Source organism: Exiguobacterium sp. 8H (assembly GCF_902506255.1).
Lineage (GTDB): Bacteria > Bacillota > Bacilli > Exiguobacteriales > Exiguobacteriaceae > Exiguobacterium > Exiguobacterium profundum.
Map to the genome: position 1 here is coordinate 555,551 of NZ_LR733429.1, position 14,380 is coordinate 569,930.

16 protein-coding genes and 1 pseudogene are annotated in these 14,380 nt (G+C 47.7%); 15 read left to right on the plus strand and 2 right to left on the minus strand.

The window, feature by feature from the left end; all coding sequences use genetic code 11:
• Nucleotides 1–73: 73 nt before the first annotated feature.
• From GVY43_RS02800 to GVY43_RS02820, 5 genes are all read left to right on the plus strand, one after another.
• Complete coding sequence (locus GVY43_RS02800; RefSeq protein WP_159562163.1) at nt 74–1,426, plus strand: sodium-dependent transporter; 1,353 nt, start codon at nt 74–76, stop codon at nt 1,424–1,426.
• Between the two features lie 198 nt (nt 1,427–1,624).
• Nucleotides 1,625–2,347, plus strand: coding sequence for a 5-bromo-4-chloroindolyl phosphate hydrolysis family protein (locus GVY43_RS02805; RefSeq protein WP_012726129.1), 723 nt, complete (start codon nt 1,625–1,627; stop codon nt 2,345–2,347).
• Nucleotides 2,331–3,560 carry a toxic anion resistance protein gene (locus GVY43_RS02810; protein ID WP_159562164.1) on the plus strand — a complete coding sequence of 410 codons (1,230 nt, stop codon included), beginning with the start codon at nt 2,331–2,333 and terminating at the stop codon, nt 3,558–3,560. The genes GVY43_RS02805 and GVY43_RS02810 overlap by 17 nt, the downstream gene beginning before the upstream one ends.
• 50 nt (nt 3,561–3,610) lie before the next feature.
• The gene (locus GVY43_RS02815; protein WP_078146775.1) at nt 3,611–4,186 is read left to right on the plus strand and encodes a deaminase; all 576 of its coding nucleotides are present in this window, start codon (nt 3,611–3,613) and stop codon (nt 4,184–4,186) included.
• A gap of 199 nt (nt 4,187–4,385) precedes the next feature.
• Nucleotides 4,386–4,736, plus strand: a complete 351-nt coding sequence (locus tag GVY43_RS02820) for a hypothetical protein (RefSeq protein ID WP_078146776.1) — start codon at nt 4,386–4,388, stop codon at nt 4,734–4,736.
• 151 nt (nt 4,737–4,887) lie between these two features.
• On the opposite strand, the gene hisJ is transcribed toward GVY43_RS02820, so the two are convergent.
• A complete protein-coding gene (gene hisJ, locus GVY43_RS02825) occupies nt 4,888–5,706 on the minus strand; it encodes a histidinol-phosphatase HisJ (protein ID WP_074037146.1) in 819 nt (272 codons plus the stop codon).
• Between the two features lie 110 nt (nt 5,707–5,816).
• Here hisJ and GVY43_RS02830 point away from each other — a divergent pair, with 110 nt between their 5' ends.
• From GVY43_RS02830 to hisIE, 9 genes and pseudogenes are all read left to right on the plus strand, one after another.
• Nucleotides 5,817–6,740, plus strand: coding sequence for an ATP phosphoribosyltransferase regulatory subunit (locus GVY43_RS02830; protein WP_159562165.1), 924 nt, complete (start codon nt 5,817–5,819; stop codon nt 6,738–6,740).
• A complete protein-coding gene (hisG, locus tag GVY43_RS02835; RefSeq protein ID WP_159562166.1) occupies nt 6,737–7,345 on the plus strand; it encodes an ATP phosphoribosyltransferase in 609 nt (202 codons plus the stop codon). The genes GVY43_RS02830 and hisG overlap by 4 nt, the downstream gene beginning before the upstream one ends.
• Entirely contained in the window at nt 7,342–8,559 is a 1,218-nt protein-coding gene (gene hisD, locus GVY43_RS02840) for a histidinol dehydrogenase (RefSeq protein ID WP_159562167.1), read from the plus strand. Before hisG ends, hisD begins: the two co-directional genes overlap by 4 nt.
• Nucleotides 8,556–9,572, plus strand: a complete 1,017-nt coding sequence (locus GVY43_RS02845) for a histidinol-phosphate transaminase (RefSeq protein WP_159562168.1) — start codon at nt 8,556–8,558, stop codon at nt 9,570–9,572. The genes hisD and GVY43_RS02845 overlap by 4 nt, the downstream gene beginning before the upstream one ends.
• Nucleotides 9,559–10,146 (plus strand): imidazoleglycerol-phosphate dehydratase HisB, encoded by a 588-nt coding sequence (hisB, locus tag GVY43_RS02850; protein WP_159562169.1) that lies wholly within the window; start codon nt 9,559–9,561, stop codon nt 10,144–10,146. The genes GVY43_RS02845 and hisB overlap by 14 nt, the downstream gene beginning before the upstream one ends.
• The gene (hisH, locus tag GVY43_RS02855) at nt 10,143–10,730 is read left to right on the plus strand and encodes an imidazole glycerol phosphate synthase subunit HisH (protein ID WP_078146782.1); all 588 of its coding nucleotides are present in this window, start codon (nt 10,143–10,145) and stop codon (nt 10,728–10,730) included. The genes hisB and hisH overlap by 4 nt, the downstream gene beginning before the upstream one ends.
• Nucleotides 10,708–11,421 (plus strand): 1-(5-phosphoribosyl)-5-[(5-phosphoribosylamino)methylideneamino]imidazole-4-carboxamide isomerase, encoded by a 714-nt coding sequence (gene hisA, locus GVY43_RS02860; RefSeq protein WP_031423919.1) that lies wholly within the window; start codon nt 10,708–10,710, stop codon nt 11,419–11,421. Before hisH ends, hisA begins: the two co-directional genes overlap by 23 nt.
• Entirely contained in the window at nt 11,414–12,181 is a 768-nt protein-coding gene (gene hisF, locus GVY43_RS02865) for an imidazole glycerol phosphate synthase subunit HisF (RefSeq protein WP_159562170.1), read from the plus strand. Before hisA ends, hisF begins: the two co-directional genes overlap by 8 nt.
• A pseudogene (hisIE, locus tag GVY43_RS16010) lies at nt 12,130–12,767 on the plus strand (bifunctional phosphoribosyl-AMP cyclohydrolase/phosphoribosyl-ATP diphosphatase HisIE). The gene hisF and the pseudogene hisIE overlap by 52 nt, the downstream one beginning before the upstream one ends.
• Before the next feature lie 38 nt (nt 12,768–12,805).
• On the opposite strand, the gene GVY43_RS02880 reads toward hisIE, so the two are convergent.
• Complete coding sequence (locus tag GVY43_RS02880; RefSeq protein WP_159562172.1) at nt 12,806–13,729, minus strand: haloacid dehalogenase-like hydrolase; 924 nt, start codon at nt 13,727–13,729, stop codon at nt 12,806–12,808.
• 85 nt (nt 13,730–13,814) lie between these two features.
• On the opposite strand from GVY43_RS02880, the gene GVY43_RS02885 reads away from it, so the two are divergent.
• Nucleotides 13,815–14,369 (plus strand): maltose acetyltransferase domain-containing protein, encoded by a 555-nt coding sequence (locus GVY43_RS02885; protein ID WP_305775281.1) that lies wholly within the window; start codon nt 13,815–13,817, stop codon nt 14,367–14,369.
• Nucleotides 14,370–14,380: the final 11 nt, after the last annotated feature.

A 14,380-nucleotide genomic window follows, 5' to 3' on the forward strand; every position in this document is an offset into this window, starting at 1 on the left:
CTCATCTTGGAATCGTGTTAGTATTTCACTATTATTATGAAAATGAAATGAAAAAGAGGAAGTAGGGGTAAACATGGCGCAAAATTCATTCGCCTCAAAAATTGGATTCATACTAGCTGCCGCAGGGTCAGCAATCGGTTTAGGTGCAATCTGGAAGTTTCCATATGTCACCGGAACGAGCGGGGGCGGTGCCTTTTTACTCATGTTTTTGGCGTTCACATTATTACTTGGTCTGCCATTATTGATTGGAGAATTCATTGTCGGACGTTCGACTCAAAAGACTGCGCTTCTTGCTTTCAAACAGTTAGGGCATGGCCGTTGGACCATTATCGGCTACTTAGGTGTCCTTGCTTGTTTCTTGTTACTTTCCTTCTATAGTGTCATTGGAGGATGGGTCCTCATCTATATTGGACTCGGTTTAAGTGGGACGCTCAGTGGACGTTCGGCTGACGAATTTGGTGAGGTGTTCGGGAACGTCGTATCGACACCTGAAATTGCCGTACTCGGACAATTCTTGTTCCTCTTAATCACACTCTTAATTGTCTTACGTGGCGTTGAAGCAGGGATTGAACGAATGAGTAAAATTTTGATGCCACTCTTGTTCATCAGTTTCTTAGTTCTCGTGGTCCGCTCGTTGACGCTTGACGGAGCGATGGAAGGCGTTCGTTTCTTCTTACAGCCTGACTTTTCTGCATTGACTGGCGAATCGGTATTGTTTGCCCTCGGACAGGCGTTCTTCTCCTTATCGTTAGGGGTGGCAGCGATGCTGACATATGCGTCCTATATAAAGACGAAAGGAACATTGAACCGGTCGGCTAACATGATTGTCTTGTTGAACATTGCGGTTTCACTTTTAGCAGGTCTAGCCATCTTCCCGGCAGTCTTTGCATCAGGTCTTGATCCGGCTGAAGGTCCGGCGTTACTCTTCGTCGTTCTACCGGCAGTCTTCAATCAAGTACCGCTCGGTGGATTCTTCATGGTCTTGTTCTTCCTATTGTTCGCTTTTGCATCGATTACATCATCGATTGCCATGTTAGAAGTCGTCGTCGCAGGTGTGACCGATCGTTTGAATGAAAAGAAATCCTCATGGACGAAAAAGAAAGTGACGGTGACAGCCGCTCTTCTCGTCTTCATCGTGGGAGTACCATCCGCGCTGTCATTCGGACTCTTAAGTGATGTACAGATTTGGAACGGTCGGACGTTCTTTGATACGATGGACTATCTCGTCAGCTATATTTTAATGCCGACGGGTGCACTCTTGACTTCCATCTTTGTCGGTTACGTCGTTGACCAACGCGTCTTAAAGGATGAAATCGAAACATCAAAACCTGGTGTGAAGCTGTACCCAATCTGGCATGCACTCATTCGCTATGTCATTCCTGTAACCGTCGCGATTGTTATGGTTTCAACATGGATGACCACGTAACAAACGAACTGTAGACTCTATGAGTCTACGGTTTTTTTCGTCTCGCAACGGGAAAGTAGTCGATATAGGTAGTTGATTCTACACCTGTGGACGGAGGTATCGACGAATTTTATTATGCTAAAATGATAGGGATGACGAAACTTTTGTTGAATGGTTTCGTAATGTACAATAGAAGTAACATGAGATGAGGTGAAAAGAATGAAAACATGGATGAAATGGGCCCTGACAGGGGCAGTCATATACTTTGCCATTAACGTATTCGATTTCTCCTGGTTATTCATTATTGTAGGGGCGCTCGTCTTGAATGAAGTATGGTCGACGAACAAGCGCAAACATCGTCAACGTACACCGACAACGGTGGCAAAACGTGCCAAGAAGAAACTGTTACTCGATGAGGAAGAATCGTTTTCTGGATCGAGGATTTTAAAACCGATCGAAGAGCCGATGCCTACGCGACAGTTCGAGGCGACAGACGATTTAGAGCTTCAATTTTTGCAACGGACGATTGAGCAAGGATATGAGAAGTTACAACAAATCGACCGTGTTCTTCCAGATATTAAAGATGTAGAAGTGAGGCGTGAAATGAAGGCCGTCTCGAAAGAAGCGCACGAATTGTTCGAAGAATTATTCGAAAATCCACAAGACGCAAAGCATGTTCGAGACCTGTTCACATTCTATTTAGATTCACTCGTCTCGGTCGTCTTGAAATTTAAAGAGCTTGAAGGAAAACGAGTCGTCATTCAAGAAGAGACTCGGGAACAATTAATCACAAATATGCGACTAATTGTCGATAAATTTAAAGAACAACGCGGACGTCTCCTTGAAGATGACGCCGTAGACTTTGAACGTGAACTGATCATGATGGAGCGCGTCTTGTCTGATCAGCCGGAAGGGAGAAAGAAACATGACTTCATCGAATGAAACGAACTGGCAGTCATGGCCGGAAGAAGAACTGACTTCTGATACGAAAACAAAAACGGAGATGGAGGGGTTCAGTGACCCATCTGTCGAATGGTCATCCGTTACACAGTCACATGAAGTGCCAGCCATTCAAGCGAAACCAGACGTGCCTCAAGAGCATCGCGAGCGCATCACACGATTGGCTGAATCCATTGATATTAAAAAGACAGACTCTGTTATGTTGTTCGGGTCGAATGTCCAGCGCGAACTTTCCCAATTCTCTGATCAAATTTTGACGGAAGTGCGGATGAAAGATGGCGGCGATGCCGGTAAACTGTTGTCTGACTTGATGCAAAACGTCCGTAAGATGGACCCAGATATGCTTCAACCGGAGAAAAAGAGTTTCATGGATAACATTCCGCTCATCGGTCGTGCGAAGAAGAAGGCTGAAAACTATAAGCTTCAGTTCGAAAAAATGAACGTCTATTTGGAAGAGGTCATCCATAACCTCGATCGTGCGAAGTTCGGTCTCATGAAAGACATCACGATGCTCGATCAGATGTATGATAAGAACAAGCGATATTTCGAAGAGTTGAATGTCTATATCGCCGCGGGTGAGACAAAACTTGACCATGTACGGGAACACGAGATTGCCCCGTTACGTCAAGAAGTAGAAATTTCTAAAGATCAATCGAAGCTTCAACAATTGAACGATATGATTCAATTAGCGGACCGTTTTGAGAAAAAGTTGCACGATTTAAAATTGAGTCGTACCATCAGCCTTCAAATGGCACCTCAAATTCGGGTCATTCAGCAGAATAACCAAATCCTTGCTGAAAAGATCGAGTCAGCGGTCGTCAACACGATTCCGCTTTGGAAAAACCAAGTCGTTCTTGCACTCAGCTTGACGCGCCAGAAAACGGCACTTCGTATGCAGCAGGACGTGACGAAGACAACAAATCAACTGCTTGAGCAGAACTCGAAGATGCTCAAAGATTCATCGATTGAAATCGCTCAAGAAAATGAAAAAGGGATTGTCTCTGTTGAATCACTGAAAGTCGCTCACGAGAACTTACTCTCTACGTTGGATGAAACGTTACGCATCCAGCAAGAAGGGAAGCAAAAACGTCGTGACGCAGAGCGCGAACTTGACCGCATGGAGCACGAATTGAAGGAGAAGGTCATCGAGATCGCTTCGAAAAATAAAGAACTACCAAAGGACACTGGATACTAAGGGGGAAGTCTGAGCAATCAGACTTTCTTTTTCTACGAGGAGGGACTTGAGTGGAGAAGCAACGATTGTGGGATGAGACGTGGTTATTATTCGCTGATATGATGGCCGAGCGGCACTCGAAGTGTGCATCGAAGAGTGTAGCCTGTGTCATTGTAAAAGACGAAAAACCGATTTCAATTGGCCTGAATGGTACACCATCTGGTCATACGAACTGTAATGAAATCTATATCAAGCAAGAAGATGGGTTCTATAAGCATGCCGACTATGTTGCATCGACGGATCTCGATATGATCAACGAACCGGCACGACTCATCCGAGATGGTGTGACATATATCAAGTGTACAGACCCATATGATCACCATCACTGGTCGAAGCAACATGAAATCCATGCGGAAATCAACGCGATTGGAAAACTCGCTGCCGATTCAACGAATGCATTTGGTGCGACGGCGTATGTCACGCATTCACCATGTCATGCCTGTTCACTCGCCTTAATTGCGGCACGCGTCGCGCGAGTCGTTTATGCTGTCGGTTATGAGCATGGGGATGGGTTAGAATTGATGCGTGAAAGCGGGATTGAAGTGTTACATATGCCACTTGAAAAAATGTACAAAAATACATTGTAAACGTTTTCATTAGATGATATATTATTAATGTACTGCCAATGGTGTTTTACTCTTCCATTATTCGCCCCTCCTCGGAGGGGCCTTTTTTTTGTTCAAAATGTGGTGAGACAAACTTTACACATAATGTTCAATATTTCACAATATACTCTTTAAAATCTCTTATATAATAAAAGTAGATTCAAGAGAGGGGAATTTACACATGGAAAAACTCGTTCGCTTTACAGATGGTGCATATGAAGTAGAGGCGTTGATCACACTCGAAGAAGTGTGGGAAGATAAATTTGCGATTGGCATGCACAAGGAGCTTGCCGTCAAATCATTAACCATTAACGGAAATGAAGTATCAGAGATTAAACATGTTCGTGCACTCCTTCGATACTATCCGACGCTTGGTGTATCAGGAATCTTGTTGGCATTAGATAAGGCGGCTGCTGAGATTGTCGCATTGTCGAAAGATCAAGATCCAGCGCTCCAATACGTTGAACTCGTGGCCATTCAAATGGACGAGGAAGCGACAAACGACTTGAAAACATTATATGCGGCAATGTGATCTCAATTGGGTGAACCATTTCACCCAATTTTTTATTGCATCTTTTATTCCTTATGGTATGATGTTTACAGATGAAGAAATGGAACGCCATATCGTTGTCAACCATAAGCATGGGGATCTAGATAGCTAGATCGCTGTCAAAAAGCCACGTTCATAGGAACGTGGCTTTTTTTTGTTCAATGAAGTCGAATCCAGCCGCCACATCTTGAGCGAGGTGCGCATCCGAACCCATCGTGAACGGGATGTGCAGGTCGTTCGCGGATTTTGCAAGTCCGGCGACGTAAGGTACCCCACAATCCGGTTTTCTGAGTCCGGCCGTGTTGAAGTCAAGTCCGAATCCCCGGTCGGCAATCATCTGTAACAGACGTATTTCTTCCTCTTTTACTTTTGAGCGGTCCCATTCATAGTTTCTTTGATACTTTATCGGGAGATCGAGGTGTCCGATACGAGCGACACGGATGTCTTCCCACGAAAATGAGAGACCCTGTTCAATCGACTCATAATAAGCTCTCATGACGCTCTCGAATGAGCCAAACGCTTTGATGAGTTCATCAAACGTCTCGGCAGAATAATCAATCGGCATATAGGCTCCATCTCTATATAGGAAATGCTGCGATAAAATGACTTCATCAATCAATGGTGCGAAAGGCTTGAGTAAGGCAATGGTCTCTTTCTCTAAATGAGGCAATAAGTCGACTTCTAATCCAACTTTAATGTCGATAACCGCTTGATACTGCTGTTTCATCTGATGCAACGTATCGAGGTATTCTGGAAGTAGATCAATCGACATCGCCGAGTCTTGATTCGGGACCGGGTCGGTGAACGATGGGGGGAAAGGCGCATGTTCTGTGAACGTCATCGTTTGCAGGCCTTTTTCGATTCCGACTTGAATATAGTGTTCAATCGGGTCATTTGTACCGTGTGGACAAAAAGGGGTATGCACATGGCCATCGTGGGTAAAGTTAAACATCGATTACACGTCCTTTTCAGTTCATTTGGTTGACAGGTGTTTATCTGTTTGATAAATTTAACACAATACTTTAGTTTGGTAAAGTGATAACAAGATAAAGGGTGGTTATGATGATTTGGTCAAATTCAAAAGGTTCGATTCCAGAAGGCTGGTATGAACTTCAATCAGGAGATGTCATCCGTCCAAAACGATGGATGTTGTCATTTTTAGAGAAGGCAGAGTCGAGCGGCTACGCAGTCATCGATCCACCGCTTCTCGAATACTATTCACATTATCAAAATTTAGCGCTCTTTGACGAGTCAGCCTATTATCGATTGTTCGGGAACGACGGGGAACTTCTCGTCATGCGCCCTGACTATACACTACAAATCGCAAGAAAGTTAGCAGACGGTCATGAACCGATGCGTGTCGCTTACGCTGGTGCCGTCTATCGTCGGACGGTCAAACATTCCGGGCAACCCCATGAACGGCAACAGCTTGGACTCGAATGGGTCGATGGCGAAGAGAAGGACAGTCATCTGATTGAGTCCTTTCTCGATATGACGGAAGGAGTCCTGCCTACCGAACGTTTGACCATCAAAATTGGGTCAGCAGCCGTCATCTCGCTCATCGCGAAAGAGACAGGGATTCAGGAACGGACATTCCGAAAAATCTTAGCACTTCGAAACTTAGAATCATTACGTGAATTAGCAGAGACGTATCGCTATCCGTTGATTGCGAAGCTGCCCTTTTTAATCGGGAATTCTGCACTCGAAGAATTACGGTCTGAGGCACCAGAGTCTTTAAAAGAAGCCATCGGTGAAGTGGACGAGGCGGTGCAACACTTACGTACTATCGGATTAGAGGTGTCTTACGATTTCGGTCAAACGGGAGACTTTGATTACTATTCAGGATTGACCGTGACGGGAAGTGTTGAAGGCAAGCGTGTCCTTTCAGGAGGACGATATGATTCACTGTATGGACATTTTGGACACTCGAGACGAGCGTTCGGCATGTCGCTCGATTTAGAACAGTTAGATGAGGTGATCAAATGAAAGTAGCGGTCGCGAAAGGTCGGATTGAAAAAGCAGCCCGTCAATTTTTTGTCGAACGTGACTTACCCATATGGCCAGAGAAGCGGGGACGTGAGTTGACGGTACAAGCAGGAAATCATGAATTCATTTTCGTCAAAGGGGACGACGTCTATAAATATGTGATGCATGGAGCGGCAGATGTTGGCATTGTCGGCGGTGATATTTTACGAGAAAAAACGCCAGGCGTACTCGAAGTCGTCGATTTACCGTTCGGTCGCTGTCGAATGGCCGTCTGTGGTCCAAAAGTTCGACGCAACGGCACAAAGAAATTGAAAGTGGCGAGTAAATATCCGAATATCGCCATATCACACTTTGCATCGAAGCGACAAAACGTAGAAGTCATCGCGTTGAACGGGTCGGTCGAACTGGCTCCGTTAACGGGACTCGCTGATTGCATCGTCGACATCGTCGAGACAGGCGCGACGTTGGCTGCAAACGACTTGGAAGAATACGAGACGATTTTTTCAATCAATGCAAAATTCATCACGAGTGAGACAGCTTTAGCGGAACAGCCTGACGAATTGAAGGCCTGGATTCGAAAGATGAGTCAGGAGGAGAACGCATGAGTACAGAAACGAATCGCTCAAGGCGCGAAGCTTGGGCCGAAGCCGTGAAACCGATCGTGGAATCGATCGAGGCCCGCGGAGACGAAGCGCTGCTTGAGTGGACGAAACAATTCGACGGGGTCGACCGAATTGAGTCGGTCGATTTGGCCAGCTTTAATCCGCCAGTCGCATATGCTGAATTGACAGAGGCGCTTACATTAGCGGCGGAACGGATTCGTGCATTTCACGCGCGTCAAGTCCGACAAGACGATGTGTTCGAAGATACGATGTTCCGCCTTGGGAGACGCTATATGCCACTTGATTCGGTCGGAGTTTATGTACCGGGTGGGACTGCCGTCTATCCGTCGAGCGTCCTCATGAACATCATTCCGGCGAAAGTAGCTGGCGTCAAACGAGTCGTCATGGTCACCCCACCAAAAGCAGATGGGATTGACATTTCCCTCTTGATTGCAGCAAAAATTGCAGGTGCCGATGAGTGTTTTCTGGTCGGTGGGGCCCAAGCCGTGGCAGCACTCGCATACGGGACAGAAACGATTCGTCAAGTTGACAAGATTGTCGGCCCAGGAAATGCATATGTCGCGACGGCGAAGGCTCTCGTCTCACACATCGTCGGTATCGACTCCGTCGCCGGACCATCCGAAGTGTTGATCATTGCCGATGAGACGGCGAACCCGAAGTGGGTTGCCGCCGACCTGCTCGCACAAGCGGAACATGACGTCGAGGCGACTGCGATTGCGCTTGTCACGTCAGAAACACTCCGCAACCAAATCGAGCAAGAACTTGAGCGACAATTAGTGCTATTACCACGCCAAGACATTGCGAGAGAATCGTTGAAGCGTGGCGGCGTCTTGTACCGGACAATCGAGGATGCGATCGAGTACGCGAATACGATGGCCGCGGAGCACGTCCAGTTGGCCGTCAAAGATCCTGAGGCATTGATGCGTACAATCCGTCACGGTGGTTCGTTCTTCCTCGGACATGAGGCAGCCGAAGCATTTGGAGACTATATCGCTGGACCGAACCACGTCTTGCCGACGAGCGGGACGGCCCGCTTCTCTAGTGGACTATCGGTCGATGATTTTTATCGCCGTCAGACGTTCCTTGAGATGACAGAACTTGATGAGACGATTACAAAGGCAGCGATTCGAATCGCCAAACAAGAACAATTAGAAGGACACGCCCGTGCGATGGCTGTTCGGATGGAGGACATATGAGACGAAATTATCAAAATATCCCACGCTATGTACCTCATGCCGCTTCGGGATATGCGCTCAATCAAAATGAAAGCCAATATCCGTTACCAGAACGTCTCGAACGAGCTATTCGAGACGTATCACTCGAGGCACTCAGCCGTTACCCAGTCGAAGAATTGCTCGCTTTAAAAGCGAGCTATGCTGACTATGCGGGAGTCGAGCCGACGCAACTCATGGTCGGCAGCGGGAGCGATGAGCTATTGGCCATCTTGAGTCAGGCGATTTTGGATACGGAAGACCGTGTGGTCGCACCGGCCCCAGACTTTTCGATGTATGGCATTTATACACAAATTGCCAGAGGGCATTTCACACAACCGGACGAACAGGGTTTGCGTTACGAGACGTTGGCTGAAGTCATTCGAACAACAGACCCTAAACTCGTCTTGATCTCGAATCCGAATAACCCGACCGGAAAGATGTGGACACTAGACAAATTGTCTGACATTGCGGCACATGTACCGTACCTCGTCGTGGATGAAGCGTATATTGATTTCACAATGAAGGACTCATTTGTGTCTCGCTTGAACGAATATCCGAACGTCATCATTTTACGGACGTTATCGAAGGCGTTCGGTCTAGCGAACCTCCGGATTGGTTTCATGATTGCATCTGAAGAAATCATCGAACAGATTGACCGCTTCCGTTCGCCATTCAATGTCAGTGGTCTCAGTGCCGCTGTCGCCAACGTCGTCTTACGAGATGAATCTTATATTCAAGAGTCGATTCAGTTCCATATGGCGCAACGTGAAAAGTTAACGGAGTTGTTACGACCAGTCGGTGAGATTTTACCGAGCCGTGCCAACTTCATTTATGTCAAAACGGATGATAGTGAAGGATGGGCATCCCGCTTCCTTGATAAAGGGGTCCATGTACGTGCTTTTCCCGATGGACTACGTGTCAGTGCAGGGACAGACGAGGCGTATGCCTTGATCCGACAAACGATTGAAGAGGTGAATTCTGTTGAGAACAGCTGAACTAAAACGTGAAACGAAAGAAACGAAAATTGACATTCGATTAAATCTAGACGGAACGGGTGAAAGCTCCATTCAAACGGGGGTCGGCTTCTTCGATCACATGTTGACGTTGCTCGCTTTTCACAGTCAGATAGATTTAGACGTGAAAGTCGAAGGCGATACGTGGGTCGATGCCCACCATACGGTCGAGGATGTCGGGATCGCACTCGGTCAGCTCATCGCCAAGTCACTCGGGGATAAAGTCGGAATTCGCCGCTACGGGTCAAGTTACATGCCAATGGATGAAACGTTAGCGCGAGCGGTCATTGATGTGTCAGGACGCCCATTTATCGTCTATCAAGCGGATATTCACAATCCGAAGCTTGGTGACTTTGATACCGAACTCGCTGAGGAATTTTTCCGTGCCGTTGCCATGAATGGTCGACTCACACTTCACCTTTCTGTTCTGTACGGGTCGAACTCACATCACATGATTGAAGGGTTGTTCAAAGCGTTCGGACGAGCGCTTGCCGAAGCGGTCTCTAGCGATGGGACGAACCGTCTCCCTTCTACGAAAGGATGGATCGAAGGATGAAAGTAGCGGTCATCGATTATGGTATGGGAAACGTATTTAACGTCGAACGTGCGTTACAAGCCATCGGTTGCTACGTCGTGATCACGAACGATGCAAATCAAATTGAAGAGGCGGATGCCGTTTTACTTCCTGGGGTCGGTGCCTTCCCGCAAGCGATGCAATCGCTCGAACAGACGGGTCTTATCCCACTATTGCAACAGATGGCGACGGAAAAGCCGTTTTTAGGGATCTGTCTTGGGATGCAGCTCTTGTTTGATTCGAGCACGGAAGGTATGCCGACAAAAGGTCTCGGGTTGATTCCGGGAACGGTCGAACGGATGCGAGCGAAGCGTCTCCCACACGTTGGATGGAACTCGATCCTTCGCGATGAGGATGTCTATTTTGTCCACTCTTACCATGCCGTGACGGCCGACGATTACATCGTGGCGGCAGCTGATTATATGGGTGAGAAAGTTCCGGCAATCGTTCAAAAAGGGCTCGTGACGGGCATGCAGTTCCACCCGGAAAAGAGCGGGACATTTGGTCTCAGCTTACTTCAAGAATGGAAGGAGGCGGTCGAGCGTGAGATTACTACCCGCCATTGATTTGATTGGAGGCAAGATCGTCCGTTTGACGGAAGGTGATTTTTCTACGGAAGAACAATACGGAGATCCGTATGAATTATTAAAAGCGTGGCAAGGGAAGGTCCCGATGATTCACTTGATTGATTTAGAAGGGGCCAAGGCAGGTGAACCGCGTCATTTAGACGTTGTCCGCTATGCGAAGTCTCTAGGGTTCCTTGTCCAAACAGGAGGAGGAATTCGTTCAGAAGCCGCACTTGATGCTGTGATGGAAACCGGTGCGGATCGCGTCCTTTTAGGGACGAAGGCGTTTACGGATCCTGACTTTCTAGACAAGGCGATTGAAAAGTATGGCAAACGAATCGCTGTTGCACTCGATGCCTATGACGGGAAGGTCGCCATTAACGGATGGCAGGAAGCGACAAAACTCGATGACATCTCGGTCGCACAAGACCTTGTCAAACGGGGGATCGAGACGATTCTATATACCGATATCGGATCCGATGGGAAACTGAATGGACCGAACGTTTCTCGCATGAAGGCGTTACGTCAAATCGTCAACGTCACATTGATCGCCTCAGGCGGTGTGACGACTGAAGAGGACGTGAAGGAGCTGAAGATGGCGAAAATTGATGAGGCTGTCGTCGGGAAAGCACTCCTGTCCGGTAAGGTGAGTATCGAAGAACTGATTGAATGGGAGGCGCGTTATGCTTAAACGCAGAATTATTCCATGTCTTGACGTGAAAGAAGGTCGTGTCGTCAAAGGGATTGAGTTCGTACAACTACGAGACATCGGTGATCCGGTCGAAATCGCGAAATATTACGATGAGTCCGGAGCCGATGAACTTGTCTTTCTCGATATCACGGCAAGTACGGAACGTCGCCAGACGATGCTCGATGTCGTCAGTGCGGTGGCACGGAAAGTATTCATCCCGCTGACGGTCGGTGGCGGGATTCGTTCACTCGAGGATATCTCGTCACTATTAAAAGCAGGGGCGGATAAAGTATCGTTGAACACGCTCGCTGTAGAATCCCCAAGTCTCATTCGTGAAGCGGCCGATCGTTTCGGTTCGCAATGTATCGTCGTCGCAATCGACGTAAAGTTTGAAGATGACGAATATTATGTGTACACATATGGTGGAAAACAGAAGTCGGACCTGTTGGCGGTCGAATGGGCGAAACAAGTGGCCGCGCTTGGGGCGGGTGAACTTCTTGTCACGTCCATGAACCAAGATGGAAAGCAGAGCGGTTATGACCTTGCGATTTTAGAACAACTTCGTGAAGTCGTCGATATTCCGATTATCGCATCCGGTGGGGCAGGGAACGCCGAGCACGTAGTCGAAGCGCTTGAGAAAGTCGATGCCGCATTACTTGCATCCATCTTACATGACCGAAAAACGACAGTAGAAGAGGTGAAGCACGTATGCACGAGTCACAACTTGCCGATGCGGTTCGTTTCGACGAAAATGGACTGATTCCCGCCATCATCGTGTCAAACGGTGACGGGGCGGTCCTCATGCTCGGATATATGAATGATGAGGCAATCCGACAGACGCTTCGTGAACGGGTCGTCACGTTCTGGTCTCGTTCAAAAGGTCGGCTTTGGATGAAAGGGGAGACGAGCGGGAATACACTAGACGTCGTCAGCATCCACATCGACTGTGACCAGGATGCGCTTCTCGTTCGTGTTCATGCGAACGGCCCGACGTGTCATACCGGTAATCGAAGCTGTTTCTTTACGGAGGTGAACGTATGATTCATGAATTGGAACAATTGATTCAATCTAGAAAAAATGAACCGAAAGAAGGTTCATATACGACTTATTTATTGGAACAAGGCGTTGAAAAAATCGCGAAAAAGTTCGGGGAAGAAGCGTTCGAGGTCGTCATTGCTGCTATGACGGATGAAGACTTGGTTGAAGAGTCAGCCGACCTTCTGTATCACTTACTCGTCTTGTTAGCAGCCAAAGGTGTTCGTTTAGAGGATGTGGAAGCGTTACTCGCCAAGCGTCACGGTACTACCACACCGGCGAAACCACGTCGAGACGTCACGGAATGGTAAATAAAAGAGGAAGGAGACGCGCTCCTTCCTCTTTTGTGTTACCGATTGACCGAGGCGGCCATGCGAATGTACGTATGGCGTCGTCCGCGAATCGCAATGGACAGTGCCTGAATGTTCTCTGGTACGGCAATTCCGGACAGTCCGGCGTCACCTATATGCACGATATCCGCTCCGCCTCGTTTTGAAGAGAGTGCAATCTCCCGAACGGTCTCGACATCTGCGCCTTCTTGTGACGTTCCAATCGCCGCTAACGTGAGAGCACCGAGCACTTGCAATTCCTGAACGAGTTCGTGAAACGATTCTTCACGGACGCCAGGTACAGTGCCTGGAGCCGGAAGGAGGATGATATCTGCGCCAGCTTCGACGAAGCGGATATACGCGTCGCGGTCCAACACATTGCCTGCACCGGCTTGATGCATTTTCCCGGCAATGATGCCCCCTGCGAATTCACGACGTGCTTGGATGATTGCTTGTTCGATTGCTTCATTCGTGACCCCGGTATTCGGATTGCCTGTCAAACAGACGAAGTCAAACCCGAGCTCCGATGCTTTTTGGAACGCTTCGATTGAAGCGAGTCTGCCTCGTTTTACTTCATTCATCTCGGACGACTTCTCTGAAAAATCAACAGGTTCCAAGTTGACTCCAATTGGCAATCCAATCAGTCGTTTTAGTTCGAGAATCGGATGATCGCTCATCTCATCACCCGGCATCTCCCCGAATAATGCATGACTTTCAAGTCCTTTAATGTAAGGATGAAACACATCGATCATGTTCAATAAAATCAAGTCGACACCGAATGCTCGTGCTAGTTCTGCGTTTGTCACTTCTGGATACAACGGCTGCACCGTCGGGATGACCTCGGCCATGACCGTTCGACCTTCTGCTTTTCGAATCGAATCGATTAAATCTTGACGATTAAACGTGATAAAATCACTTGCTCGACATTCCAGTATTCGTTTCATGTGATCTGCCTCCTTCTGCTCATCCTTGTCTCTATTCCCTAAACCCTTGAAAAATCCTCTATACTAATTTTAAGGAGGGATTATGATGTCGGAAAAAGAAAAGATGATTCGTGGTGAACTGTATTTAGCTGGTGATGAAACGCTCGTTGCAGATCGGAAGCATGCCCGGAGATTAACTGAACAATTCAATCGTTCTGGAATCGATGATTTGGAAGAACGAAAAGAGATTCTTGGTGCGTTACTCGGATCGACGAAAGGGTCATATTATATCGAGCCGAACTTCAAATGTGATTATGGGTATAACATCCACTTAGGAGATCGATTCTATGCGAATTTTGACTGTGTCTTCCTAGACATCTGTCCCATCACGTTTGGGGATGACTGCATGCTCGCACCGGGTGTACATATTTATACGGCGACACATCCGATCGATCCGATCGATCGGATCTCCGGATATGAGTTCGGGAAGCCGGTGACCATCGGCGACCGCGTATGGATCGGTGGAGGGGCGATTATCAATCCCGGTGTGACGATTGGGGATGAGGTCGTCGTCGCATCCGGTGCGGTCGTCACAAAAGATGTGCCATCTCGAACAGTCGTCGGAGGAAATCCGGCGCGTGTGATCAAGACGATCGACTGACAAAAACTCCT

Coding starts and splice junctions, on each gene's coding strand:
- GVY43_RS02800 (WP_159562163.1), top strand. CDS start 74: ATGGCGCAAAATTCATTCGCCTCAAAAATTGGATTCATACTAGCTGCC.
- GVY43_RS02805 (WP_012726129.1), top strand. CDS start 1,625: ATGAAAACATGGATGAAATGGGCCCTGACAGGGGCAGTCATATACTTT.
- GVY43_RS02810 (WP_159562164.1), top strand. CDS start 2,331: ATGACTTCATCGAATGAAACGAACTGGCAGTCATGGCCGGAAGAAGAA.
- GVY43_RS02820 (WP_078146776.1), top strand. CDS start 4,386: ATGGAAAAACTCGTTCGCTTTACAGATGGTGCATATGAAGTAGAGGCG.
- hisJ (WP_074037146.1), bottom strand. CDS start 5,706: ATGTTTAACTTTACCCACGATGGCCATGTGCATACCCCTTTTTGTCCA.
- GVY43_RS02830 (WP_159562165.1), top strand. CDS start 5,817: ATGATTTGGTCAAATTCAAAAGGTTCGATTCCAGAAGGCTGGTATGAA.
- hisG (WP_159562166.1), top strand. CDS start 6,737: ATGAAAGTAGCGGTCGCGAAAGGTCGGATTGAAAAAGCAGCCCGTCAA.
- hisD (WP_159562167.1), top strand. CDS start 7,342: ATGAGTACAGAAACGAATCGCTCAAGGCGCGAAGCTTGGGCCGAAGCC.
- GVY43_RS02845 (WP_159562168.1), top strand. CDS start 8,556: ATGAGACGAAATTATCAAAATATCCCACGCTATGTACCTCATGCCGCT.
- hisH (WP_078146782.1), top strand. CDS start 10,143: ATGAAAGTAGCGGTCATCGATTATGGTATGGGAAACGTATTTAACGTC.
- hisF (WP_159562170.1), top strand. CDS start 11,414: ATGCTTAAACGCAGAATTATTCCATGTCTTGACGTGAAAGAAGGTCGT.
- GVY43_RS02880 (WP_159562172.1), bottom strand. CDS start 13,729: ATGAAACGAATACTGGAATGTCGAGCAAGTGATTTTATCACGTTTAAT.
- GVY43_RS02885 (WP_305775281.1), top strand. CDS start 13,815: ATGTCGGAAAAAGAAAAGATGATTCGTGGTGAACTGTATTTAGCTGGT.